General features: G+C 54.6%; 24 protein-coding genes and 2 rRNA genes (1 of these 26 running past the window's edge). 21 read left to right on the top strand and 5 right to left on the bottom strand.

The annotated features are described in order from the left end of the window. Positions 1 to 2534: ribosomal RNA gene (locus tag ACWJJK_RS04545) — 23S ribosomal RNA — on the top strand (it extends 357 nt beyond the left edge of the window). 94 nt (positions 2535 to 2628) lie between these two features. Further along, positions 2629 to 2741, top strand: a 5S ribosomal RNA gene (rrf, locus tag ACWJJK_RS04550). A 24-nt stretch (positions 2742 to 2765) separates the two neighbouring features. Here the strand turns inward: rrf and ACWJJK_RS04555 are convergent. Then, a complete protein-coding gene (locus tag ACWJJK_RS04555; RefSeq protein WP_454129067.1) occupies positions 2766 to 2996 on the bottom strand; it encodes a hypothetical protein in 231 nt (76 codons plus the stop codon). On the opposite strand from ACWJJK_RS04555, the gene ACWJJK_RS04560 reads away from it, so the two are divergent. From ACWJJK_RS04560 to ACWJJK_RS04585, 6 genes are all read left to right on the top strand, one after another. Beyond that, positions 2979 to 3839, top strand: a complete 861-nt coding sequence (locus ACWJJK_RS04560) for an ABC transporter ATP-binding protein (RefSeq protein WP_454128689.1) — start codon at positions 2979 to 2981, stop codon at positions 3837 to 3839. The genes ACWJJK_RS04555 and ACWJJK_RS04560 overlap by 18 nt on opposite strands. Positions 3840 to 3867: 28 nt before the next feature. Next, positions 3868 to 4245, top strand: coding sequence for a hypothetical protein (locus tag ACWJJK_RS04565; RefSeq protein ID WP_454128690.1), 378 nt, complete (start codon positions 3868 to 3870; stop codon positions 4243 to 4245). A 55-nt stretch (positions 4246 to 4300) separates the two neighbouring features. Continuing rightward, positions 4301 to 8200, top strand: a complete 3900-nt coding sequence (gene hrpA / locus ACWJJK_RS04570) for an ATP-dependent RNA helicase HrpA (RefSeq protein WP_454128691.1) — start codon at positions 4301 to 4303, stop codon at positions 8198 to 8200. 173 nt (positions 8201 to 8373) lie between these two features. Further along, positions 8374 to 9570, top strand: coding sequence for a formate-dependent phosphoribosylglycinamide formyltransferase (gene purT / locus ACWJJK_RS04575; RefSeq protein ID WP_454128692.1), 1197 nt, complete (start codon positions 8374 to 8376; stop codon positions 9568 to 9570). Between the two features lie 145 nt (positions 9571 to 9715). Continuing rightward, entirely contained in the window at positions 9716 to 10330 is a 615-nt protein-coding gene (locus tag ACWJJK_RS04580) for a lytic transglycosylase domain-containing protein (RefSeq protein WP_077729274.1), read from the top strand. After that, positions 10330 to 11199 (top strand): HDOD domain-containing protein, encoded by an 870-nt coding sequence (locus ACWJJK_RS04585; protein WP_454128693.1) that lies wholly within the window; start codon positions 10330 to 10332, stop codon positions 11197 to 11199. The genes ACWJJK_RS04580 and ACWJJK_RS04585 overlap by 1 nt, the downstream gene beginning before the upstream one ends. Position 11200: 1 nt before the next feature. Here ACWJJK_RS04585 and ACWJJK_RS04590 read toward each other — a convergent pair whose 3' ends face one another. Next, a complete protein-coding gene (locus tag ACWJJK_RS04590; protein WP_454128694.1) occupies positions 11201 to 11779 on the bottom strand; it encodes a Maf family protein in 579 nt (192 codons plus the stop codon). A gap of 54 nt (positions 11780 to 11833) precedes the next feature. Here ACWJJK_RS04590 and ACWJJK_RS04595 point away from each other — a divergent pair, with 54 nt between their 5' ends. The 13 genes from ACWJJK_RS04595 (at position 11834) to ACWJJK_RS04655 (ending at position 22015) form a co-directional block, all read left to right on the top strand. Continuing rightward, positions 11834 to 12370 (top strand): YceD family protein, encoded by a 537-nt coding sequence (locus tag ACWJJK_RS04595; protein WP_454128695.1) that lies wholly within the window; start codon positions 11834 to 11836, stop codon positions 12368 to 12370. 13 nt (positions 12371 to 12383) lie between these two features. Beyond that, complete coding sequence (gene rpmF / locus ACWJJK_RS04600; protein ID WP_454128696.1) at positions 12384 to 12575, top strand: 50S ribosomal protein L32; 192 nt, start codon at positions 12384 to 12386, stop codon at positions 12573 to 12575. Positions 12576 to 12670: 95 nt separating this feature from the next. After that, positions 12671 to 13699, top strand: coding sequence for a phosphate acyltransferase PlsX (gene plsX / locus ACWJJK_RS04605; protein WP_454128697.1), 1029 nt, complete (start codon positions 12671 to 12673; stop codon positions 13697 to 13699). Beyond that, positions 13696 to 14661, top strand: a complete 966-nt coding sequence (locus tag ACWJJK_RS04610; protein WP_454128698.1) for a beta-ketoacyl-ACP synthase III — start codon at positions 13696 to 13698, stop codon at positions 14659 to 14661. Before plsX ends, ACWJJK_RS04610 begins: the two co-directional genes overlap by 4 nt. A gap of 8 nt (positions 14662 to 14669) precedes the next feature. After that, positions 14670 to 15626, top strand: a complete 957-nt coding sequence (gene fabD, locus ACWJJK_RS04615; protein WP_077729281.1) for an ACP S-malonyltransferase — start codon at positions 14670 to 14672, stop codon at positions 15624 to 15626. Next, positions 15623 to 16360 (top strand): 3-oxoacyl-ACP reductase FabG, encoded by a 738-nt coding sequence (gene fabG, locus ACWJJK_RS04620; RefSeq protein WP_156880642.1) that lies wholly within the window; start codon positions 15623 to 15625, stop codon positions 16358 to 16360. Before fabD ends, fabG begins: the two co-directional genes overlap by 4 nt. 147 nt (positions 16361 to 16507) lie before the next feature. After that, positions 16508 to 16738 (top strand): acyl carrier protein, encoded by a 231-nt coding sequence (acpP, locus tag ACWJJK_RS04625; protein ID WP_026609307.1) that lies wholly within the window; start codon positions 16508 to 16510, stop codon positions 16736 to 16738. Positions 16739 to 16821: 83 nt separating this feature from the next. Further along, positions 16822 to 18063: a beta-ketoacyl-ACP synthase II gene (gene fabF / locus ACWJJK_RS04630; protein WP_086133094.1), complete on the top strand. Its 1242-nt coding sequence runs from the start codon at positions 16822 to 16824 to the stop codon at positions 18061 to 18063. Between the two features lie 144 nt (positions 18064 to 18207). Further along, positions 18208 to 19083 carry an aminodeoxychorismate lyase gene (gene pabC / locus ACWJJK_RS04635; RefSeq protein WP_156880643.1) on the top strand — a complete coding sequence of 292 codons (876 nt, stop codon included), beginning with the start codon at positions 18208 to 18210 and terminating at the stop codon, positions 19081 to 19083. Beyond that, positions 18999 to 20036, top strand: coding sequence for an endolytic transglycosylase MltG (gene mltG, locus ACWJJK_RS04640; protein WP_143735100.1), 1038 nt, complete (start codon positions 18999 to 19001; stop codon positions 20034 to 20036). The genes pabC and mltG overlap by 85 nt, the downstream gene beginning before the upstream one ends. Next, positions 20029 to 20649 carry a dTMP kinase gene (tmk, locus tag ACWJJK_RS04645; RefSeq protein WP_086133096.1) on the top strand — a complete coding sequence of 207 codons (621 nt, stop codon included), beginning with the start codon at positions 20029 to 20031 and terminating at the stop codon, positions 20647 to 20649. Before mltG ends, tmk begins: the two co-directional genes overlap by 8 nt. Then, positions 20649 to 21662 carry a DNA polymerase III subunit delta' gene (locus ACWJJK_RS04650; RefSeq protein ID WP_168183710.1) on the top strand — a complete coding sequence of 338 codons (1014 nt, stop codon included), beginning with the start codon at positions 20649 to 20651 and terminating at the stop codon, positions 21660 to 21662. Before tmk ends, ACWJJK_RS04650 begins: the two co-directional genes overlap by 1 nt. After that, complete coding sequence (locus ACWJJK_RS04655; protein ID WP_077729288.1) at positions 21659 to 22015, top strand: PilZ domain-containing protein; 357 nt, start codon at positions 21659 to 21661, stop codon at positions 22013 to 22015. The genes ACWJJK_RS04650 and ACWJJK_RS04655 overlap by 4 nt, the downstream gene beginning before the upstream one ends. A gap of 62 nt (positions 22016 to 22077) precedes the next feature. Here ACWJJK_RS04655 and ACWJJK_RS04660 read toward each other — a convergent pair whose 3' ends face one another. The 3 genes from ACWJJK_RS04660 to ACWJJK_RS04670 all read right to left on the bottom strand — a co-directional run bounded on the left by ACWJJK_RS04660 (position 22078) and on the right by ACWJJK_RS04670 (position 23743). Further along, entirely contained in the window at positions 22078 to 22842 is a 765-nt protein-coding gene (locus ACWJJK_RS04660; protein WP_086133098.1) for an OmpA family protein, read from the bottom strand. 13 nt (positions 22843 to 22855) lie between these two features. Then, the gene (locus ACWJJK_RS04665) at positions 22856 to 23374 is read right to left on the bottom strand and encodes a DUF4398 domain-containing protein (RefSeq protein WP_139840988.1); all 519 of its coding nucleotides are present in this window, start codon (positions 23372 to 23374) and stop codon (positions 22856 to 22858) included. Positions 23375 to 23476: 102 nt separating this feature from the next. Further along, entirely contained in the window at positions 23477 to 23743 is a 267-nt protein-coding gene (locus ACWJJK_RS04670; RefSeq protein ID WP_077729291.1) for a PGPGW domain-containing protein, read from the bottom strand. Between the last annotated feature and the right edge of the window lie 449 nt (positions 23744 to 24192).

Consider the following 24192-nt stretch of genomic DNA (forward strand, 5'->3'; position numbering starts at 1 on the left):
CGAGTAAGGCGGGGCACGTGAAACCCTGTCTGAACATGGGGGGACCATCCTCCAAGGCTAAATACTACTCACCGACCGATAGTGAACCAGTACCGTGAGGGAAAGGCGAAAAGAACCGAGGTGATCGGAGTGAAATAGAACCTGAAACCGTATGCGTACAAGCAGTGGGAGCACCCTTCGGGGTGTGACTGCGTACCTTTTGTATAATGGGTCAGCGAGTTACTTTCAGTGGCGAGCTTAACCGACTAGGGGAGGCGTAGCGAAAGCGAGTCTGAATAGGGCGTTAAGTCGCTGGGAGTAGACCCGAAACCGGGCGAGCTAGCCATGGCCAGGCTGAAGGTGCGGTAACACGCGCTGGAGGGCCGAACCGGGATCTGTTGAAAAAGATTCGGATGAGCTGTGGCTAGGAGTGAAAGGCTAAACAAGCTCGGAGATAGCTGGTTCTCCTCGAAAGCTATTTAGGTAGCGCCTCGTGTATCACTTCCGGGGGTAGAGCACTGTTTCGGCTAGGGGGTCGTCTAGATCTACCAAACCGATGCAAACTCCGAATACCGGAAAGTGCAGCACGGGAGACAGACGGCGGGTGATAACGTTCGTCGTCAAAAGGGAAACAACCCAGACCGCCAGCTAAGGTCCCCAAATCATGGCTCAGTGGAAAACGATGTGGGAAGGCCCAGACAGCCAGGAGGTTGGCTTAGAAGCAGCCATCCTTTAAAGAAAGCGTAATAGCTCACTGGTCGAGTCGGCCTGCGCGGAAGATTCAACGGGGCTAAGCCATGTACCGAAGCTGCGGATTCAGCGAAAGCTGAGTGGTAGAGGAGCGTTCCGTAGGCCTGTGAAGGTCAATCGTAAGGTTGGCTGGAGGTATCGGAAGTGCGAATGCTGACATGAGTAACGATAATGCGGGTGAAAAACCCGCACGCCGAAAGCCCAAGGTTTCCTGCGCAACGTTAATCGGCGCAGGGTTAGTCGGCACCTAAGGCGAGGCCGAAAGGCGTAGTCGATGGAAAACCGGTTAATATTCCGGTACCGGGTGTAACTGCGATGGGGTGACGGAGAAGGCTAGGTCAGCCGGGTGTTGGACGTCCCGGTTTAAGCGAGTAGGCAGATCCTTTAGGCAAATCCGGAGGGTCAATGTCGAGACGTGATGACGGTGTCTTGGTTCGCCAAGACCGAAGTGATTGATGCCACGCTTCCAAGAAAAACCTCTAAGCTTCAGGTTACATCTGGCCGTACCAAAACCGACACAGGTGGGCAGGATGAAAATTCTAAGGCGCTTGAGAGAACTCGGGTGAAGGAACTAGGCAAAATGGTACCGTAACTTCGGGAGAAGGTACGCCCCTGGTACGTGAAGTGACTTGCTCATGGAGCGGAAGGGGGTTGCAGTGAAACGGTGGCTGCGACTGTTTAATAAAAACACAGCACTCTGCAAACTCGAAAGAGGACGTATAGGGTGTGACGCCTGCCCGGTGCCGGAAGGTTAATTGATGGGGTCAGCGCAAGCGAAGCTCTTGATCGAAGCCCCGGTAAACGGCGGCCGTAACTATAACGGTCCTAAGGTAGCGAAATTCCTTGTCGGGTAAGTTCCGACCTGCACGAATGGCGTAACGATGGCCACACTGTCTCCACCCGAGACTCAGTGAAATTGAACTTGCTGTGAAGATGCAGTGTACCCGCGGCTAGACGGAAAGACCCCGTGAACCTTTACTACAGCTTTACACTGGACTTTGAATTCGCTTGTGTAGGATAGGTGGGAGGCTATGAAGCCGGGACGCCAGTTCCGGTGGAGCCAACCTTGAAATACCACCCTGGTGAATTTGGAGTTCTAACCCAGGTCCGTGATCCGGATCGGGGACCGTGTATGGTGGGTAGTTTGACTGGGGCGGTCTCCTCCCAAAGCGTAACGGAGGAGCACGAAGGTGCGCTCAGCACGGTCGGAAATCGTGCACAGAGTGTAAGGGCAAAAGCGCGCTTGACTGCGAGACAAACACGTCGAGCAGGTACGAAAGTAGGTCCTAGTGATCCGGTGGTTCTGTATGGAAGGGCCATCGCTCAACGGATAAAAGGTACTCCGGGGATAACAGGCTGATACCGCCCAAGAGTTCATATCGACGGCGGTGTTTGGCACCTCGATGTCGGCTCATCACATCCTGGGGCTGTAGCCGGTCCCAAGGGTATGGCTGTTCGCCATTTAAAGTGGTACGCGAGCTGGGTTTAGAACGTCGTGAGACAGTTCGGTCCCTATCTGCCGTGGGCGTTGGAGATTTGAGGGAAGTTGCTCCTAGTACGAGAGGACCGGAGTGAACGAACCTCTGGTGTTCCGGTTGTCACGCCAGTGGCACAGCCGGGTAGCTATGTTCGGACAGGATAACCGCTGAAAGCATCTAAGCGGGAAGCCCCTCCCAAGATGAGATCTCCCTGGGACTGCGAGTCCCCTGAAGGGCCCTGGAAGACCACCAGGTTGATAGGTGGGGTGTGGACGGTCAGTAATGGCTGAAGCTAACCCATACTAATGGCCCGTGAGGCTTGACCATATAACACCCAAACCGTTTGGGTGATGACACAAACGCCGTGTACGTTGTCCGAGTGAAGAGCTAAAAATAAGAGCTCGACTCAAAACCAGTTTTGCCTGGTGGCCAGAGCGAGCGGGAACCACCCGACCCCATCCCGACCTCGGAAGTGAAACCGCTCAGCGCCGATGATAGTGCAGATCCCTGTGCGAAAGTAGGTCACCGCCAGGCACCTCTTACCCAAAGCCCCGTCGCCTAAAAGGCGTCCGGGGCTTTATTCTGTTGTCCCGATCTGCCAATAGCAACCTCAAGCGCGATCCAAGCTTTTACTCCGGTATAATTCGGCAAATACTGCCACCCGATCTTGTCCAGATCAGAAACACTCTCCGGATAATTGCCTGCGTGACTGTGACGCATAAGTCCGATGTCGTTATTTTCGCTAGCCAGCTGACAAAGTCCTATGGAGGAATGAGTGTAGTCGACCATATTTCCTTTTCGATCTTTCGCGGAGAGCTCTGTGGAATTCTAGGGCCTAACGGCGCCGGGAAAACGACGACTCTCAAGATGCTAGTGGGTAATGTTCCTCCGACCTCCGGACCGCTGCGGGTCTTGGGGTTTTCAATTTCAGCTCGTGCCCGGCAAATGCGGCGCAGGATTGGAATTGTGCCACAAGTGGATAACCTCGATCCGGATTTTACTGTGATCGAGAACTTGATGGTGTACGGTCAATATTTCGGTCTGAAGCGTGCCGAAATCAATGCGCGGATACCGTTTCTCCTGTCCCTGGCGGCACTTGAAAATAAGGCACATTATCGAATCAACCAACTTTCAGGCGGGATGAGGCGGCGTCTATCCATTGCTCGGGCGCTGATCAATCGGCAGGAACTTCTAATTCTTGATGAGCCCGCCACCGAACTTGATCCTCAGATCCGCCAGAATATCTGGCAAATGTCGAGACAGCTTCAGAAAGACGGGCTGACGATCGTACCCACAACACATTATATGGACGAGGCGGAGCGTCTCTGTAGCCGCATTATTTTGATGGATCACGGTCAGATTCGGACTGACCAAACGCCGGTCGCCTCACTCAAGAATCGAACCAAGAGTGTTGGAAGTTTATGGAGGCGATGTTTTCTCGTGGCATCGCAGCCAGCCGTTGCAGGAGGACATCCGTTTCGAGCAAGTCGGGGAAACTTTTTTCTACTACGGCGAAAATCTGGAGGGTTTGGTTCGCTCTTTGGACGAAAGAGTAGGCATACGCTATTCCGATCGCCCATCAAATTTGGAAGATGTGTTTCTGAAGCTGACAGGGAGGGAGTTACGAGATGATTGATGCGTTATGCCGCTGGGTTGCAGTATGGCGGCGCAACGCTCTGGTATCGCGCAAGTCGATACGTACCTCTTGGGAGGATTCGCCGAACCAATATTTTATCTATTTGCGCTGGGATATGGTCTCGGGGCCTTTATCGGGGAAATTGAAGGATTATCGTACCTGGCGTTTCTCAATGCAGGAATTCTTTCTACAGTGGGTTTTTTCCCTTTCGCCACGCTGCCGGAGCCGGTTCAACTCGCGAGTGCCTGGCGTCCCCTTCAACACGTTGTTGAGATTATACGAACGCTGCTATCCGGGCGAATTTCTCAAGACATTTTGAAACACTTGCTTATTCTGGCTGCTTATGCCGGGCTGGCAATAAGCTATGCGATTTGGCGATTGCGGCGGCGCTTGCCGCTTTGATTAAAACAGTCGGCTCTTAACCACCGTGGAATCAAGCGTATTCATCAATCCCTCAATGCAGGAAATCTTCAAACAACTCGAACGGAACCTCGAACTTTGCCTTCGCAAGGATCGCTACCGCCTCGGAAAGAGGCTTTCACGTTTGCTGGCGGATATACGCCAAGACCAAGCCGCTACGGATCAGTTACAGGCACTTCAGGACTCGATTGACCAGTCCGTAGCACAAAGGCGGCTTCGAGCAGACGCCATTCCGGTACTTGATTATCCGCACGAACTTCCGGTTGTCGAACGAAAAGCCGAGATCCTCGAAAGCGTTCGCAATCATCAGGTCGTCGTCGTTTGCGGAGAAACGGGGTCGGGCAAAACGACCCAATTGCCGAAAATCTGTCTTGAGGCCGGCCGAGGCGTCTCCGGTTACATCGGTCACACCCAGCCTCGCCGCATCGCGGCCCGTACCGTTGCCGCTCGGATTGCCGAGGAGCTCAAACAGCCCTTGGGGCAGGCAGTCGGCTATAAGGTTCGATTCCAAGATCACACCCGGCCGGAAAGCTTGATCAAGCTGATGACCGACGGCATTCTGCTGGCCGAGACTCAGCACGATCGCTTTCTCGATCAGTATGACACTTTGATCGTGGACGAGGCGCACGAGCGGAGCCTCAATATCGATTTTCTGCTCGGCTATCTCAAATGGTTGCTGCCCAAACGTCCGGACCTGAAGCTCATCATCACTTCCGCCACCATCGATCCAGAACGCTTCTCACAGCATTTTGGTCATGCGCCCATCATCAACGTCTCTGGTCGAACTTATCCGGTAGACATCCGTCATCGGCCGGTAGAAGTCGAGGAGGGCGACGAGACCGACCGCGCCGAGCAGACGGCTATACTCAACGCCGTGGACGAACTGTGGCGGGAGCAGCCCGGGGATATCCTCATCTTCCTGAGCGGCGAGCGCGAAATTCGCGAAACCGCCGAGTCGTTGCGGAAACATCACCCGTCAAAATGTGAAATCCTGCCGCTGTACTCGCGTCTGTCCCAGTCCGAGCAGGAACGGGTGTTCAAGCCTTCGGGTACGCGTCGCATCGTGCTGGCGACCAACGTGGCGGAAACTTCTCTCACCGTGCCCGGCATCCGCTCGGTTATCGATACGGGCTACGCCCGCATCAGTCGGTACAGTCACCGCAGCAAGCTGCAGCGACTGCCGATCGAGAAAGTCTCCCGTGCTTCGGCCAACCAGCGATCCGGCCGCTGCGGACGGGTCGGCCCGGGGATAACGATTCGATTGTATTCCGAACAGGATTTTCTCAACCGGTCCGAATTCACCGATCCGGAAATTCTCCGCACCAATCTGGCGGCGGTCATTCTGCAGATGCACGCCCTCAAGCTGGGAGATATTTCCAAATTTCCGTTTGTTGAGCCGCCCGATGCGCGGCTGATCCGCGACGGTCTTCGAACTTTGCAAGAGGTCAACGCTCTGGACGAGCGCGGGCAGATCACGGATATCGGCCGCAAGCTCGCGAAGCTGCCCGTGGATCCCAAACTCGGGCGTATGCTGTTGGCCGGGGCGGGCGAGCATTGCCTGAGCGAGATCGCAATCATCGTCGCTGCCCTGAGCGTGCCGGATTCCCGCGAGCGCCCCGCCGACCAGGCTTCGAATGCTGATCAGAAGCACGCCAAGTTCCGGGATGATATGTCGGATTTTCTGTCCTTCCTGAAGCTATGGAACGAGTTCGAGGAGCAGAAAAAGCATTTGTCGAAATCCAAGCTACGCCAATGGTGTCGGGACAACTTTCTGTCTTACGTGCGAATGACGGAATGGCACGATATCCACGCGCAAATCATGGAGGTGGTGAAGGGCGAGCTGGACTTGAAATTGAACCAGGCGCCGGGCGAATACGGCGAAATTCATAGGGCACTGCTTTCGGGTCTGCTGTCCAATGTCTGTCTCAAGCAGGAGCAGAACGAATATGTCGCGACGAGGGGTACCAAGCTGTTCATCCATCCCGGCTCTTTTCTGTTCAAGGCCAAACCCAAGTGGATCATGTCGGCCGAGCAGGTGGAGACCACAAAAGTTTACGCCCGCACCGTGGCCAAGATCGAGCCGGAGTGGATCGAGAAGGTCGGCGCCCATCTCGTCAAGCAACAACACTACGATCCGCACTGGGAACGCAAGGCGGCACGCGCGGCGGTGTATGAACGTACCACGCTGTTCGGACTCGTCATTCAGGCGGGACGCAAGATTCCGTACGAGAGGATCAATCCACAGGCGGCCCGCGAGATGTTCATCCGCCACGCCCTGGTGCACATGGATTACGACAGCAAGGCCCCGTTTTTCCTGCACAATCTGAAACTTTTGGAAGAGGCTGATTATCTCCAGCACAAGGGCCGGCGCGCGGATTTGCTGGTGGACGAGGATTGGCTGTTCCGCTGGTTTGACGAACGGATTCCGCAGGACGTGGTTAACGGCGTGACCTTCGAACGTTGGCGTAAGGCAGCGGAGGCGCGCAAACCCGATATTCTCAAACTCAGCCGAGACGACATTACCGCGAAGGAAGACAGTTCGCTGGATGCCAGGAATTTCCCCGATCACTTTCAGGTAGGGCCGTTGCGGTTTCAGTTGCAGTACCGATTCGAACCGGGACACGAGGACGACGGCGTCACGGCCATCGTGCCGTTGCATCTCCTGAACCAGCTCGATCCCGAGCCGTTCCGCTGGCTGGTACCAGGGCTGCTCCGGGAGAAGACCATTGCTCTCATCAAGTCCCTGCCCAAGACTTTGCGTATCCATTTCGTGCCCGCGCCGGACCACGCCGACTGGGTTTTGCCGATGCTGGACTACGGTCATGGTTCGTTCTGCGCCCAGCTTTCGTCGGCATTGAAAAAGACCGGCGGTATTGCCGTGTCGCCCGATTCCTTCCGAGAAGACGTGCTGCCGGCGCACCTTCGCATGAATTTCGCCGTAGTGGATGAATTCAATGCCGTCGTCGATCGTTCCCGCGATCTCAAGGAACTCAAGATCCGCCACTCCGCCGACGCCGGCAAGAACTTTCAGCAACTGGCTCGGCAGGCCTACCTGCATACCGGCTGCAAAAGTTGGAGTTTCGGTGAACTGCCTCAATGTTTCGACGGCCAACACGATGGCCAGACGATCTATGGCTTTCCAGCGGTGGTCGACGAAGGGGAGAACGTGGGCGTTAGGGTATTCGATACTCCGGACGAAGCGGCGCGGCAGCAGGAACTGGGACTGGCACGCCTGTTCCGCTTCGCTTTGGCCAAGGAGCTCAAGTATTTAAAGAATCTTGCAGTCAATGCGCAAGCGGAGTTCTTATACCGGCAAGTGCCTGCGCATCCGTTCCTCTATTCCGAATTGAAAACCGGGCGCGAGCTGCGCGAGGATCTTTTGGACCGGCTCATGGGGGCGTTGTTCTTGGAAGGGCAGCCAGATATCCGTAGCGCCGATCAATTCGAGAAGCGGCTTAGAGATCAGAAAACTGAGCTGGTCCTAAAGGCGGACGAAATGGCGCGCATAGCTCAGACCGTGCTTCAACTATATGGCGAGGTGCAGGCCAAACTGAAGACTAGGCCGGCCAATGCAGCCACGCAGGATATGCAGGAACAAGTGGGATTGCTTGTTTACGCGGGATTCTTGGTTACGACTCCATATGCGCAGATCAAGGAAATGCCTCGTTACCTCAAGGCGATATTGCATCGTCTGGAGAAATCTGCGCAAGACTCCGTTCGCGACCAGAAGCAGTACAATGAGCTTGCGCCCCTTTGGGCGCGCTATTGGAGCGTCATCAAGGCGGCCAAAGGGCGTTTGCTTCCTGAGCGCGACGCCTATCGCTGGAGCTTGGAAGAGTTCCGCGTTTCGCTCTTCGCTCAGATGTTAAAGACGCCGTATCCCGTGTCCGCGAAGCGATTGGACGAGGCGTGGAAACAGCTCTGGCCTCGGACGTGAGACCTTAGACCCGAAGTCGTTCGCGTTGGACTGGAATATCAGTCTCTTCGCCGGACATGCTGCATATCCAGGCAAGGTGGATACGGTGTAGGTAAGAGGCTGTGATTTGAATGCCGGAGAACGGTCTTAATGAATAAACGCATATGCAGCCGATCCATCGAAAGGAGCCAGTCATGAAAATAGGTACCGCACTGACACGTAGCGCCACGCGCGTCATGCTTCTGGGTAGCGGCGAACTCGGCAAGGAAGTCGCGATCGCTCTGCAACGCTACGGCGTCGAAGTCGTGGCCGTGGATCGTTATCCCAATGCGCCCGCCCAGCACGTGGCGCATTGTGCCCACATGATAGACATGACTGATGGAGAAGCTATAAAGCGGCTGGTGGAAATGGAAAGACCGGACATCATCGTGCCGGAAATCGAGGCGATCGCCACGGAGGCCTTGGCCGAGATTGAGCAGACCGGTGCGGCGGTCGTGATTCCTACGGCGCGCGCGGTCTGCTTGACCATGAATCGTGAGGGGATTCGCCGCCTTGCTGCGGAAGAGCTCGGTTTGCCCACCTCGCCCTATGCTTTTGCCGATTCTTTAGATTCGCTGAGGACAGCCGTTCAAACGATCGGCTATCCCTGCTTTGTCAAGCCCGTGATGTCCTCTTCGGGTAAAGGGCAATCGCTGCTGCGCAGCGAGGTCGATGTGGAAAAGGCTTGGGAGTACGCGCAATCAGGAGGGCGAGTCAAGGATGCCAAAGTCATCGTAGAAGGCAAAATTGAATTCGATTACGAAATTACCTTGCTTACGGTGCGAGCCAGCGATGGCCACGGTGGAGAGGAGACTTATTTTTGCGAGCCTATCGGTCACCGGCAGGAACATGGCGACTACGTAGAGAGTTGGCAGCCACAGCGCATGAGTGCAGCCGCTTTGATGGAGGCTAGACGCATCGCCACGGCGGTGACGGGGCGTCTCGGTGGGCGTGGTCTTTTCGGTGTGGAATTGTTCGTCAAAGGCGATCGGGTTTGGTTCAGCGAAGTCAGTCCGAGGCCTCATGACACGGGCATGGTAACCATGATTACCCAGGCACAGAGCGAATTCGAGCTGCATGCCCGAGCCATACTGGGATTTCCCGTTTCGACCGGTCTCCGCAATCCGGGGGCCAGCGCTGTGATTTACGGCCAGATCGAAGGCGAGGGCATCGCGTTTGAGGGAGTCGGCGATGCGCTTTCCGTTCCCGAAACCGAAATCCGGCTGTTCGGCAAGCCGATTTCATATCCGCGCCGCCGAGTCGGCGTGGCTTTAGCCGCCGGTAACTCCATCGAAGAAGCCCGAGAACGAGCGAAAAAAGCGGCAGGATTGATCAAGCCCTTGCCGGGGTAGATGTCCTGCGGAGCGAAGCGGGTCGCAGGTTTGCCGCCCTGATGTTTGACGCGGCAGGCGCAATGGCCTTGCCGAGTTGCAAAAAAACAGATTCGTGCAAAACTTTCGTCTGTCGATAGGGTGACGATCAACAGGCGGAAGAACGATGATTAGACCATCAAAAATAAGACGCTCGTTGGCACTTTTTTTCTTTCTTTGTTCGGGTTCGGCCGCTGCGGATGTTTACAAATATGTGGATAGCGCCGGACATGTCTTTTATACGGACAATCCGAAACACTCGGGCTATCAGCTGATCATCAAGTCGCCTGCCGCATTTTCGCTCTCTCGGACCTCGAAAAAATGGCCGACCGGCTCCAGATTCTCCGATAAAAATCGTAGACAATTTGCGTCATTGATCGATGCGGCAGCCAGCAAGTACAGCCTTGATCCGGCATTGCTGCATGCCGTTATCCGTGCCGAGTCCTCCTATAACCCTGGAGCAATATCCAGCAAAGGCGCGGTCGGTCTGATGCAGCTCATGCCCGAAACGGCCGCTCGCTACGGTGTTCGTGATCGTTATGATCCGAGCGAAAACATAGAAGGAGGTGCAAGGTACCTAAGCGAGCTGATCGACATGTTTCAATCCGACGTTAGACTCGCCGTGGCGGCTTACAATGCCGGGGAAAACAACGTTATCAAATATGGAAATAAGGTGCCTCCCTTTCAAGAAACTCAGGCGTATGTGACCCGTGTCCTCAATTATTACAACCGATTGAATTGATGTTTGCAGCCGAAACGCCGGAAGCCCTCGTCATGGGGGCGCCTCAATTGGTATCCCCGCCAGTCGCGGTGGCGCGGATTTCGACCGTTCTCGAACGTGAAGACTTTACGATCGGAGAAGTTGCGGAAGCGATTGGCCAGGATCCCGCTCTTGCGGCGCGGTTGCTGAAAATCGTCAATAGCCCTTATTACGGTTTGTCGGGGCGTATCGAGACCATTACTCGTGCGGTTGGAATGGTCGGTGCCGACGCACTGTATGGTTTGGCGCTAACAACCTCTGTCATTCATGGATTTCGCAAGATCCCGACTTGTCTGGTCAACATGAACGATTTTTGGTTGAACAGCCTCTATTGTGGCGTGATTGCGCGTCTGTTGGCCAAGGAAGCTTCCGTTTTGCACAGCGAACGCTTGTTTGTTGCCGGGCTGTTGCATCGTATCGGTGCGCTGATTATCTACATGCGCTTGCCGGATAAGGCACGGGGAATTCTTTTGTCTGCGGCAGGTGACGATCGGTTGATTCCGGGTTTGGAAAAGGAGCTTCTCGGTTTTACCTATGCCGAGATCGGTGCGGCATTAGCCAAGGCGTGGAAAATGCCATCGGCCTTGCAGGAAGGGATTCGTTGGCATTTGGAGCCAGAACAGGCCGAGGACTATCGTTTGGAAGCCAGCCTGTTATACCTCGCCAATCAACTGAAAACTGTGTCATTACTCGGTTTTCCGATCCAAGGTGTGCTTAGGGCGATTCCTGATGAAGTCGCCTCTGCTATACGTTTGGACGAGACCCAAATAATAAATGTGATGTCCAAGGCAACCGAGAAACTCAGCGATACCGCTGCCGTGTTCATGCCGGATGTTTACGTGCGCCATTGATTCAGATTACCTGAACCCCGAAGCTTTCCAGTAGGCGGGCGAGCCGAATCAATGGAAGCCCAACCAGTGCGTTGGGGTCTTCGCCTTCGAACCTTTCAAATAGCACGATGCCCAAGCCTTCGGACTTGAATCCTCCAGCACAATCGAAAGGCTGTTCTCGGTCTACATAACGTTCGATTTCCTTGTCACTCAATTCTCGAAAGTGAACCAAGCAGCGGTCGACTTCGGCTTTCATATCTCCCGTGGCGGTGTTTAGGACGCATACGGCGGTGTAAAACGCAACGCATCGGCCGGAAGCCGCACGAAGTTGCCGGATGGCGTTATCACGGGTCATCGGTTTGACCAACTGTTTTCCGCATAGAACGGCTACTTGATCGGAGCCGATTATCAGGGCGTCGGGAAAACCGGGCGCCGCGGCAGCGGCTTTTTCCTGCGCTAGCCGCAGTGCTTGGCAGTCCGGCTTTTCGTTGACTTTGGGCGTTTCGCTAATCCCTGGAGAGATCGAATCAAACTCAAGTCCCAGCTTTTTCAATAGGTCTTGGCGATAGGTCGAGCTGGATGCCAGAACAATTTTTGTCATGCGGTCGGATTTGAGTGAAGACGTAATGGGTCAAAAAGAGTTAAAGAAGCGATTTTGACAGCTTTTGACATTTCTCGATATCATTGCACGATTATGCTTGACCGTTTGCCGGATTTGATAGATCCATTAGAGTTCGCGGAAAAGAAGCGACGGATCGTCGGATCGATGCCTTTGAACACCATTTCTCGTATACAGGATATGGTGCTGAATGGTGAAGCTGAGGCGAAAGTCGATCTTGAATTTAAGAAAGAAGGCCGTCGTGCAATCGTTTCTGGTTGGGTGGAGGCCGATCTTAAGCTGGAGTGCCAATGTTGCCTGGGGCCTCTGGACTGGCCGGTGCACAGCGAAGTACACCTCGGCGTCGTCAGCTCCATTGATGAGGGAAATCTACTACCTGAACCGCTTGAGCCCTTGCTTCTTGACGAAACGGGTGTGATTGATCTGGCGGATATAGTGGCGGATGAATTGCTGCTGGCAATTCCTGCAATTCCCCAGCACTCCCATTGTGCTTCGCCTAAGACAGAAACTACTAATGTGGATTCCCGCGAGAATCCTTTCGCCGTGTTGGCGCAACTGAAAACTATTCGATAATAGGAGCTTTTAAATGGCCGTACAGCAAAATCGTAAGACACGTTCTAAGCGGGGTATGCGTCGTTCGCACGATGCTTTGAAAGCAAATGCGCTTTCCATCGAGCCTACCACGGGTGAAACGCATCTTCGGCATCACGTCAGCCCGGATGGGTATTATCGCGGGCGTAAGGTGATTGCGAGCAAAGAAGAAACTAGCGAAGAGTAGCTTTGACATTCGGATTGACTCCGGGAGCCGGAATCGATGCGGCTCCTTATTGTTGTTTCTGCTGAGTTTGCCGCTCGATTGACTAAACAAGAACTATGATTAAGAAGCCGACCATCGCTTTGGATGCCATGGGCGGCGATCACGGTCCCGCCGTGATCGTTCCGGCGGCTCTGGACAGTGCCGAAAGCAATCCTCACTTAAATTTGATTCTTGTAGGTGATGAAGCCGTATTGCGCCATCATCTTGGATCAGCATTAACACGCCTCGGTGACCGAATTCGCATTCATCACGCGTCTGAAACGGTGGAAATGCATGAGTCCCCGGCGAAGGCTCTCCGCGGCAAGAAGGATTCATCCATGCGAGTTGCCGTTGACCTGGTCAAGGAAGGCGTTGCCGATGCCTGTGTCAGTGCCGGAAATACCGGTGCGTTGATGGCGATCGCGAAATTCGTTCTCAAGACGATACCTGGGATCGATCGTCCGGCCATCATCTCTGCTGTTCCCTCCATGGGAGGACATACCCATGTGCTGGATCTCGGGGCGAATGTGGATTGTTCGGCCGAGCACCTCTATCAATTTGCCGTAATGGGCTACGAGCTCGTGCGCGCGGTCGAGGATAAAGATCATCCGCGGGTGGGATTGCTGAATATCGGCGAAGAAGAAATCAAGGGCAACGAGCAGGTTAAGGAAGCCGCAAAACTATTGGCTGGTGCCCACATCAATTTTATCGGCTACGTCGAAGGGAACGATCTCTACTCGGGTAACGTGGATATCGTCGTCACCGACGGCTTTGTCGGCAACGTGGCGCTCAAAACCAGCGAGGGTCTCGCCAAAATGATCAATCATTCAATCAAACAGGCATTCGGCAGGAATTTTTTCACTAAACTGGCCGGATTAGCGGCTATGCCGGTGCTCCATTCCTTTAAGAAGCAATTCGATCATCGGCGCTACAATGGAGCCTCCCTCTTGGGGTTGCGCGGCATCGTAATCAAGAGTCATGGTAACGCCGACCGTTTGGCTTTCGCGAATGCCATCGGCATTGCGGTGAAGGAGATTGAAAAGGCTGTTCCGACTCGTATCGGCGAGCGCATAGCGGAGATTTTCGCTGAGAGGAAGACCGCGTGAGACGGTACGCTCGGATTCTCGGAACCGGTGGCTATCTCCCCGAAACCATTCTCACCAACGAACAGATCGCTCAAACCGTCGATACATCGGATGCTTGGATCATCGAACGGACCGGTATTCGCGAGCGCCGCATCGCAGGAAAACATGAAACAGCCTCCAGCATGGCGGAGCGCGCTGCGCGTCAGGCTCTGGAGTCGGCAGAAATCGAACCGGGAACGATCGATCTCATCATCGTTGCAACTTGTACGCCGGATCGAGTTTTTCCCAGTACCGCTTGCCTGTTGCAACAGAGGTTAAATATCCGGGATTGCGCTGCATTCGACGTTCAGGCAGCATGCTCCGGTTTTATCTACGCGCTCAGTATCGCTGACCAGTATGTCAGGGCAGGAGCCGCCCGTCGGGTTCTCGTCGTAGGCAGCGAGGCAACCTCGCGGATCGTCGACTGGTCGGATCGTGCAACCTGCATTCTTTTCGGCGACGGTGCCGGGGCTGTCGTGCTGGAAGCGGCGGATGAGCCTGGAATCCTGAGCACACATATTCATTCCGATGGGCAATATCAGGATTTGCTGTACGTCCCCAACCCTAACGGTGCGGGGAGCGGTGAAGGCGACGAGCGATTCTTGAAGATGCAGGGTAACGAGGTATTCAAGATCGCCGTCAATACTCTGGGACGCATCGTGGACGAGACCTTGGCCGCCAACAATCTGCAGAAATCGGATATCCACTGGTTAGTCCCCCATCAAGCCAATATACGCATCATCGCCGCTACGGCAAAAAAACTGCATATGCCCATGGACCGCGTGGTGATGACCATCGAAAAACAAGGCAATACATCCGCGGCTTCGGTGCCGCTCGCTTTGAACGAAGCAATTCGCGACGGTCGAATTCAGCGAGGCCAGATGGTTTTGATGGAAGCTTTCGGTGGCGGTTTCGCTTGGGGCTCGGCCCTCATCCGGTACTAGGGGAGTTTATGTCTACGAATCTCGTCGACGAAGGTTTGGCGTTTCTTTTCCCGGGGCAAGGCTCCCAGTCCGTTGGGATGTTGTCGAAGCTAGCCGAGGTCCATACCGAAGTTGCGTCGACCTTTCAGGCCGCTTCAGAAGTGCTTGGCTACGATCTCTGGGATTTAGTGCGGAACGGTCCCGAAGAAAGACTTAATCTGACGCAGTGTACCCAGCCGGCCATGCTGGCCGCCGATGTTGCTGCCTGGCGAGTTTGGTCCAAACGGACTTCGGTAAGACCGGGCTGGATGGCCGGCCATAGCTTGGGCGAATATGCGGCATTGGTGTGTTCCGGCGCTTTGATTTTCGAGGATGCAGTTCGGCTTGTGGCCGAGCGCGGACGATTGATGCAGGAAGCGGTGCCTCCCGAAACCGGGGCGATGGCAGCTATTTTGGGATTGAACGACACCCAGGTCGTTGAGGTTTGCAGCAGAGCATCGACCGAAACGGAGATTGTCAAACCGGCCAATTTCAACGCTCCTGGGCAAATCGTGATTGCCGGTCATAAGGTTGCCGTGGAGCGGGCAGTTGAACTAGGCAAAGCGGAGGGCGCCAAGCGGGCCGTTCTCTTGCCGGTCAGCGTGCCGTCCCATTGTCCGTTAATGAGAAGCGCCGCTGAGAAATTTAGGCAAATGCTGTCCGACATAGCGGTAAAAATCCCTCCGATTGGAGTGCTGCATAACGTCGACGTCGCCTCCCATTCGGCTCCCGACGTGATTCGGGCCGTCTTGGAAAAGCAACTGTACAGCCCGGTTCGTTGGACCGATTCCATTCTGTTCATGTCTCAGCAGGGCGTCAGCCGGTTTGTCGAATGTGGTCCCGGTCGAGTTCTGACCGGTTTGAACAAGCGAATCGTCCCGGCGTGCAGAACCGAAGCGGTTTTTGATCCGGATTCCTTAATTAGAGCATTGGAGCTTGTTCAATGATGTCTAAATTCGCTGTTGTAACCGGGGCCAGTCGCGGTATCGGGCGTGCTATAGCTCTGCGTCTGGCGAAGGATGGTCATACCGTCATAGGTACGGCGACCACCGAGTCGGGGGCCAACGCCATCTCGGCGGCTTTGGCCGAAGGCGGATTTCGCGGCAAGGGCATGGTACTGGACGTGGCCGAGGCCGATTCGGTTGAGCGATTCTTCAACTCTGTGAACGAAGAGTTCGGCGCCCCGCTCATTTTGGTCAATAACGCCGGAATAACGCGAGACAACCTGCTGATGCGGATGAAAGACGAGGAATGGGATGACATCATCCGGACCAATTTGTCATCCGTTTACCGTATGTGTAAAGCCGGTTTGCGTGGAATGATGAAAGCCCGAGAGGGACGCATGATCAACATTACCTCCGTCGTCGGAGCGATGGGAAATGCAGGGCAAACCAATTATGCGGCCGCCAAGGCCGGTATCATCGGTTTTACCAAATCGCTCGCGAGAGAAGTTGGGTCACGGAATATCACCGTCAACGCCGTGGCGCCGGGATTCATCGATACCGACATGACGCGCGCGCTGCCTGAGGAAAGCCGTAAAGCGTTGCTGGATAACATCCCCTTGGCGCGATTAGGATCTGCGGATGAGGTGGCAGGCGTGGTGGCCTTTCTATGTTCGGATGACGCTGCTTACATCACGGGCGAAACCATACATGTCAACGGCGGCATGCACATGGCATGATCTCATGCATTTCCGGGACGCGTGCTTTCGCTAATGAATTGAGCGACCGACGTTTTCTTTTTAGAGAAAAGTCTTGTATTCACCCGGTTTCAAATTAAAATTTCCCGACTCACTAAAACCAGAGAAAACAGCTGAGGATATAAAACGATGAGTGATGTAGCAGAGCGTGTTAAGAAGATCGTGGCTGAGCAATTGGGCGTGAAAGAAGAAGTCTCCAATGAAGCTTCTTTCGTCGACGACCTCGGCGCCGATTCCTTGGACACGGTCGAACTGGTGATGGCCCTGGAAGAAGAATTTGAGTGTGAGATTCCCGACGAAGACGCGGAGAAGATCACCACTGTCCAGCAAGCGATAGACTACATCGAAAGCCACATCTGATTTGATCCTGCCGCCCCGCAAGGTTTTCGGCTTGGCGGGGCAGGATTGTCTTTGTCAATTTACACCCCGCTAAGGAATAAAGATTGAGTAGAAGGCGCGTGGTCGTTACCGGATTGGGCGCAGTATCGCCGGTCGGGTTAACGGTGACTGATTCCTGGGGAAACGTGCTTGACGGCAAAAGCGGCATCGCGCCCATCGAGCATTTCGACGTTTCCGATTTCTCGACCCGCTTTGGCGGGAGTGTCAGGGGATTCGATATCACCCGATATATTTCCGAAAAAGAAGCCAAAAAAATGGATGTTTTCATCCATTACGGGCTTGCGGCAGGCTGCGATGCGTTCGAAGACTCTGGACTGGACGTAGCCGAAGAAAATTCTGAACGTATCGGCGTGGCCATCGGTTCCGGCATCGGCGGTATCACGGGAATCGAGAGCGGACATAGCGCCTTTTTGAGAGGCGGACCGCGGAAAATTTCACCGTTCTTTGTGCCCAGCAACATCATCAACATGATATCGGGCAATGTATCCATCAAGTACGGATTGAAAGGCCCCAACTTCGCTATCGTTACCGCATGTACGACAGGCACTCATAATATCGGTGAGGCCGCCCGCGTGATTCAATACGGCGATGCTGATGTCATGATTGCCGGCGGTGCCGAAATGGCGACTTCGCCGACTTCCTTGGGAGGATTTGCGTCAGCACGGGCCTTGTCCCGCCGCAATGACGATCCGGTGCACGCCAGTCGTCCTTGGGACAAAGACCGGGATGGCTTCGTATTGAGCGACGGTGCGGGGGTCTTGGTGTTGGAGGAATTGGAACACGCCAAGCGGCGTGGTGCCAGGATTTATGCCGAACTGATCGGTTACGGCATGAGCGCCGATGCCTATCACATGACTCAGCCGCCGGAAGGTGGCGAGGGGGCGGCACGTTGCATGCGAAACGCGCTGAGGGACGCAGGCATCAACGCCGATCAAGTCGATTACATCAATGCTCATGGAACATCGACTCCAGCCGGGGATATCGCGGAAACCAGAGCGATCAAGACCGTGCTTGGAAATCATGCCTACAGTACTCCGATCAGCTCGACGAAATCCATGACCGGCCATATGCTGGGTGCTGCCGGTGGCATCGAGGCGATATTCTCGGTACTGGCGCTCAGAGATCAAGTCATTCCTCCAACCATCAATCTAGACAATCCGGACCCGGAATGCGATCTCGATTATGTTCCCCACACCGCGCGTGAGGCAAGGTTGGACATCGTCATGTCCAACTCTTTCGGCTTCGGTGGAACGAACGGCACTTTGATTTTCAAGAAGTACAACTAATTTCCGTTTGATAGCTCCAACTCTTCGTCAATAAAGGCTTAGAGTTGGACGTTCATATAGGCACGCATCAGCGTGCTTTTTGTTATCTTAAGACCAGGTTTTTTTGGGTTGGCCGATTAAGATGATGATGTGGGTTCGGCGTGTATGACGGCTCTAGTGAACGGCCAACCGACACGTTGTGTGGATTTGGCAGACCGTGGCTTCCAATACGGAGACGGGACATTCACCACGATTGCCGTCCGTCAAGGAGTCCCTTTGTTTTGGGCTTTGCACCTGGCTCGTCTGGAGCGCGACTGCCAAAGACTTCTCATTTCTTTTCCCGGGAGCGAATGTTTAGAGCCCGATGTACGGACACTCTGCATGACGCAGCTGGAAGGGGTGTTGAAGATACAAATCAGCCGAGGTATCGGAGGCCGCGGTTACCGACTGCCGCAACCGCAGCGGGTGACTCGGGTCCTGAGCATGCACCCCCTGCCCGAATATCCGCCCGAATTATGGAAAGTCGGTGTCGAGATACGGGTTTGCGGGAGCCGGTTGGGTATCAACCCCCGGCTGGCCGGCATCAAACACATGAATCGTCTGGAACAAATCCTTGCTCGTGCGGAGTGGGCTGCCGACGAGATTCGGGAAGGCATCATGCTGGATGCCGAGGGCTATGTCACCGAAGGCACGATGAGCAATGTTTTTCTGGTTAAGGACGGCACTCTGCACACGCCGAAAATCGACCGCTGCGGCGTCGCCGGGGTCATGCGTGGCATAACGATCGCGACGGCTCGGGAGAACGGGGTCGACTTCGTAGAGTCACGGGTTACGCTTGAGGAACTTTACGCTGCCGACGAGGTATTTTTAACAAACTGCGTAATTGGACTATGGCCCGTTCGCCGATGCGAGCATCGAACATATGGTATTGGGCCGATTACAGAAGAGATTGATCGATGGCTAAGGACGAAGGCGGAAAGCGAGTTGGCCGCAGCGTGCAACGGGCGATCGGGATTATCGTCATCGCTGCCAGTTTCCTGATCGGATGGTTGTGGATGGACTATCGAGCAGCGCTGGATAGGCCGCTAGGACTCGAGAGTCCAGCTTATTTCGAGATTGCTAAGGGCGACAGCCTGGCCCGCATAACAGCCAGACTTAAAGAGCAGGGAATTGTATCTAGCCCGGTATGGTTCAGATTTCGGGCCTATCTGGACGGTTCGGCCAGACATTTGAAGTATGGCGAGTACGAAATCCCGCCGGGGACGACGCTTCGGGAGCTACTGGCGCTGTTCGTCTCGGGCAAGGTCCGCCAGTACCCGATTACGCTTGTGGAAGGCTGGACATTCCGGCAAATTTTGAGCGCATTGGATCAAAGTCCCCCCCTAAAGAAACGTGCAACGGGTAAATCTCCCCAAGAGATCATGCAAATCATCGGGGCGCCCGATGAGCATCCGGAGGGACGTTTCTATCCGGACACTTATTTCGTGACCAAGGGCACCTCGGATATCGAGGTTCTCAAGCGGGCTTATCGAAAAATGCAGGGAGTACTGAACGAAGAATGGGCCAATCGTGCCGAAGGGACTACCTATGGTACGCCCTACGAATCATTGATCGTGGCTTCGATTGTGGAGAAGGAAACGGCCCGTTCGGATGAGCGTCCTCTTATTGCCGGCGTATTCACTCGACGTCTGGCCAAAGGTATGTTGCTGCAAACGGATCCGACGATCATTTATGGTCTGGGCGACAGCTTTACTGGAAATATCCGGAAGGAAGACTTGCTGAAAGATACGCCTTACAACACCTATGTTCGTTCGGGATTGCCGCCGACCCCCATCGCCAATCCGGGGCGCGATTCGATCCGCGCGGCCTTGCATCCCGCTGCGGGGGAGAGTTTGTATTTCGTCGCCCGCGGAGACGGCACTCACGTTTTTTCCGATAGTCTGGAAGAACATCGGCGCGCGGTCGAACAATTCCAAATGCGGCGACATGACTAGAGGAAAATTCATCACCCTCGAAGGCGGGGAGGGCGTAGGCAAAACCACCAATCTGGAGTTCATCCGAGATTATTTGCAAAGGCGCGGAATTAGATTTCTCGTCACCCGCGAACCTGGCGGCACCCCTATAGGTGAAGCCATCCGCCGGCTGGTGATCGATTCTCAAGGGATGTCGGCTCGGACTGAACTCTTGCTGATGTTCGCCGCCCGCGCCCAGCACATCGAAGAAGTCATCGAGCCCGCTTTGGCCAAAGGCATCTGGATCGTTTGCGATCGGTTCACCGATGCTAGTTATGCGTACCAGGGCGGTGGGCGCGGCATCGATAACGCGGTCATTCGATTTCTTCAAGAATGGTTGCAGAAAGGGCTGGAACCCGATCTCACCCTTTTGTTCGACGCTCCCGTGGAAGTCGGCCTCCAACGGGCTAAAGGCAGAGGCCAACTGGACCGTTTCGAAACCGAACTGCCGGCTTTCTTTTCCCGGGTCAGGGAAACGTATTGCGATTTGGCCAGACAATGGCCTCACCGCATCAAGCTACTCGACGCGACTCAGCCGCTCGAGGACGTGCAGGCGGAAATCGCAAGGCATTTGGATTCTTTGCGTCAGACCTGATGGGAACGGCGTCCAGCGGCATTCTCTATCCTTGGCTCGATGAGCCATGGCAAAAGCTGAACGCTTATCTGGCCTCTCAGAGGCTGCCACAGGCTCTCTTGATTCACGGTGTTGACGGGATCGGGAAAACGTATCTGGCCGAGATTTTCGCCCAAAAGCTGCTTTGCAAGCACCCGGAAATCTTTGCCTGCGGCGATTGTGCCGGGTGCCGGTTGTTTCTAGCCGGAACCCACCCGGACTTCCTGAGGATAGAGCCTGCAGAGCGGGGAAAGCCTATCGCTGTGGACACGGTTCGGCACTTGATCGCGAACCTTTCGCTCAAGCCGCAGTACGGCGGCTACCGCATAGTCGTGTTTTGCGCGGCGCATCAATTGAACATCAGTGCAGCCAATGCCCTCCTGAAAACCTTGGAGGAACCGGGTGAAAATACGGTAATGCTATTGCTGACCGATATGCCTTCCGCCCTGCCGGCGACTATTTTCAGTCGTTGTCAGCGTTTGCCGATCGCGCTTCCGGACGATGCGGTCGCCGCTCGATGGCTGGAGGAGCAAGGAACCGGCGAAGCTACAGCCGTGTTGCTGGCCGCTGCGAGGCATGCTCCATTAAAGGCGTTGGCGTTGGCCGAGTCAGACGTCGTGGAGCGCCGGAGGACGGCGTTTTCGGAGTACGTCGACGTGGCTTTGCGACGTCAAGAGCCAATAACTCTCGCGGAACGGTGGTCGACCTTGGCTTATGAGGATTTGGTCGACTGGATGGTTTCATGGACTATCGACTTAATCCGTCTCCGCAGCGTGCCGGACTCTCCGCGTTTGGATAACCCGGATTTGCGTCAGGGCTTGCAGGCCTTGGTCCGTCGACTACACTTGAAGAGCTTGTTCGGATTCCTCGACTTATTGCTGCAAGCAAAACGCGCGCTGAACGGTCAAGTCAACCGCCAGTTGCTTTTGGAGGAGCTTTTGATTCATTGGGCGCAACTCGGACAGTCGCCGCAAGCGGACTGGTATCTATCATGAGTGCAAGCGAAAACAAGGTACGCCAAGGCATTCTGTCTCTAACGATTCGGGATAAAAATGTTCTGTACTCCGCCTATATGCCGTTCGTCAAGAACGGTGGGCTGTTCATTCCGACGAACCGCAGCTACAGTCTGGGCGAAGAAGTATTCATGTTGCTGAATCTTATGGATGAACCCGAACGGATTCCGGTAGCCGGAAAGATTATCTGGATTACCCCTAACGGTGCGGAGGGTTCTCGCGCCGCGGGTATCGGCGTGCAATTCAGCGACGAGGACGGCGGGGCTACCCGTGCCCGAATCGAAAACTACCTGGCCGGCAGCCTCGAGTCGCAGCGGCCGACACATACGATGTAACTGCTGACGAACGACGGTTATATGACGCCTGGCTTCACTTTGAGTTCCGACTTCGGTTGATATCATCTACCTCGTTCGGCGACTGGTTTGCCCGGTTCCGACAAATATATTTCTACGCGACGGTTCTGTAACCGTCCGGCGTTCGTATCGTTCGAAGCCACTGGATAAGCCTCGCCGTATCCGCGGGTCACGATACGGTCCGGGCTGACGCCGTTTCTAAGCAAGAAATCCTGCACGGCTTGTGCGCGGCGCAGAGACAGCTCCTCATTATAGGACTCCGATCCGCGGCTGTCGGTATGCCCTTCGATGAGGACGTTGCGATCCGGGTGCTGTTTAAGCGTATTCACTAACTGATAAAGCTCTTGCTGAGCGCCCGGTTTGAGGTTGGCTTTATCGTATTCGAATAGCACACTGCCCAAGGTAACCATAAGACCACGCTCGGTCTGCTGGGCCTTAAGCGCAGAAAGCTCCTGTTGTAGAAGCAGCCTCTCGCGTTCGTCGAGGATTTGCTGGGTCTCGGACTCGGCTTTTCGGGTTTCGGCTATGGCCCGTGCGATCTCGACTTTCCTCTGGGCGATGTAGGCGAGATGGGTGGTTTCGTCTTCATCGTCAGCGTTTTCGGCCTGCCGCAGGGTTTCACCCGCCTCCGCGAGCGCGACTGGAGCATTTTGTGCGATCTCGACGTCTTGCTGGGCTTGCGAATACGACAGGCGAGCCTTTTCCAAGGATTCGTTCTGCGTGGCGCAGCCTGCGCATAGGGTGATTATGCCTAGCGAAAAGCAGCGAATCGCGAGTGAATAACGGAGATTATTGTCCGTCCTTGACATAGCGTTGCCTCCTTTAGAGATTCACGTCGTCAGTGCGCCGACCTCTGGTTTCCGCCTCGCGGCGCAGCTCTTCGATGGTTTGCTGGGCTTGCTGCGCCATTTGGCGGGCATTTTCCGACTGGGCTTTAGCCTCGGCCAACTGGGCGTCGATCTGGGCCTGCTCGGCCAGACGGCGCGCATCCTCGTATTTCTCGTCAGCCAAAGCCTTCTTGGCGCGTCCCAATTTATCCATGGCACGTTGTATTTCCGCCGGGGCATATTCCGACGCTTTTACCATCATGGCTTGGTTGAGAGCCGTATCCGCTGTCGAAATCGTATTGATGGGCGGAGTTTCGGATGCACAACCGAATAATCCCATAGCACTCAAACAGACGATAGAAATACCTGGCCGAGGTTTTGAAAATGCCTTGTAGATTCTCATGAGAAAACCTCCTGTAACATGAGAGTTGCGACTTTCAGAACTACTCTTATTCCCTGTCGATAAGCCAAGCGTTAAGTGCTCGCCGATACGATAGTCGGGTGCATCGGCCATAGGCTCGATCAAATGCGAGAAAAAATCGCTTCGCAGCCGGCAAGTTATCGGAAGTGTGTCATCGGGTAACTGGCTCTTTATTTTGCTCACAGTATTATCGGTTCATTTCCCGATCAGATTGCTAGCTTTCCGTTTGATATCGTCGGCACTTTGCTTGAGATCTTTGGCTCGTCGTTTGACGACACGTAACCAGTGTCGCGCCCAGGCGAATTCGATGCCCAGAATTGCCAGGCCTAAAGGGATGAGTAGAAAAGCTGGACCCGGCAATACGATTAAAGCGATCCCGATCAACACTACGGTAGATCCGACCACTCCGATGACCACGCGCCGCGCCACCTTATACGTTTTGACGAGGCTCGTGCGTGACATAAGTCCTCTTTTTCATTGATGAGCCGAGGTTTCGCTGAAACTTTTCAAGGCTTTGACCCGTCGGCGGTGGTTCAGTTTCTGAAGGCGATACGTATGACGGAACGATCTTGTCGTTCGCTTCGCAAGGCAGTAGGCATTTGGGATTATCGGATTGCCCTCAAAGAGCCGTTTTTTAGATCGTTAAAAAGCATCTCGATCACATAGATAAATCGTGACGAAAAGCAGCACAAAGACGGATGGTCAAGTGACGTCGCTAGAATTATCTCTGATCTCCAGAAAATAATATTCTTGATTGAACATTACGTTTAATCATTACGGAAAGGCCTCTTAGTGTGAAAGGCAAATCATGATTGAATAGGCATTCAATTCGGTTTTAAGATCGGCTGACCAATATATATCAATACTCATTAAGCCGACCTAAAAATAAGTCCCAGTTTTACTGAGCATGG

The sequence above is a fragment of the Methylocaldum gracile genome, assembly GCF_053646815.1.